We start from the raw sequence: 1,017 nt of genomic DNA on the forward strand, positions 1-1,017 counted from the left end.
AGTTGGAGGCAATCGCCTGCAGGCCGAAGCCCAGGCCGACCCCCAGCGCCCCGCCGAACACCGCGAGCGTGGTGAGGTTGATCCCCATGATCTGCAGCAGCAGGAGAAAGATCAGGAAGAAGATCGACACTTCGAACAGCTTGGCTGCCACTTCCCGGGTGCGTTCATCGAGGTTTTCCTGGTGGGCAATGAAGTCGCGCCCCGTCCGGCTGCTGACGCGTCCGAGCCAGAACAGGATGGAGCCGAAGATGGCCACGCGGGCGATGCCGTAGAGCGATATCTCGATGTTGCCGAGATTGACCGAAATGGATTCGAGAATCTGGATCAGGCCGCCCAGCAGGCCGACCATGTGCAGGAACAACAGCGGAATGCCCAGCCACCTGAGCATCGTCGCAAGCAGCTTGTGGGTGACGAAATTGCGGATCACCGAGCGGAATATGAGGATCACCGAAATGATCAGCGCGGCCTGCACCAGCCAGCCCTGGCTGAGCAGGTTCTCGCTGATCTCGAGCGATACCCGCAGCATCAGGATGGCCGTTACCGGGAAGATCAGATCGCTCAGCTTCTTGATGAAGACGTGCAGCCGTTGGCTGCTCGCCCCCAGCGACGCGGTATGTTTCTGAATGCGTTTGGCAATCAGCCACGCGCCGACGTAGATCGCCAGGACGATGCCGATCTGCGTATAGGTCTCCGGTTGGAGCAGTAGTGTTTGCAGGGTATTGGCGGATTGTTCGAACTGCGTGTTGAGACTTTCAGGAATCATTTCCGGCAATCCTTGTATCGCTCCCGGTTGGCTGCCTCGCTGGCGGGACGAACCCCGGCTGACAGCGGGCAAGCTCCAGTATAGGTAACCGTCATGACCCCAAGGCTGCAGCTACCCGACGCAGCCCGCTGCACCTCGCGGAGAACCGGAGCGCCTGGCGCACGTCCCTGTGCGCCCAGGGCCTACCACTGGTGACTGTAGGCCAGGGTCAGCGTGGTGCCGGATGCCGGCAGGTGGCTGGTATTGCTGCTGCT

Annotated in this window: 1 pseudogene; it reads right to left on the minus strand. The window is 61.2% G+C overall.

The features are described 5' to 3' along the window. Positions 1–763 (minus strand): annotated as a pseudogene (locus J0A65_RS24040) (mechanosensitive ion channel); the annotation flags it as partial. Positions 764–1,017 lie beyond the last annotated feature (254 nt).

The organism is Bowmanella yangjiangensis (genome assembly GCF_017255015.1).
GTDB classification, from domain to species: domain Bacteria; phylum Pseudomonadota; class Gammaproteobacteria; order Enterobacterales; family Alteromonadaceae; genus Bowmanella; species Bowmanella yangjiangensis.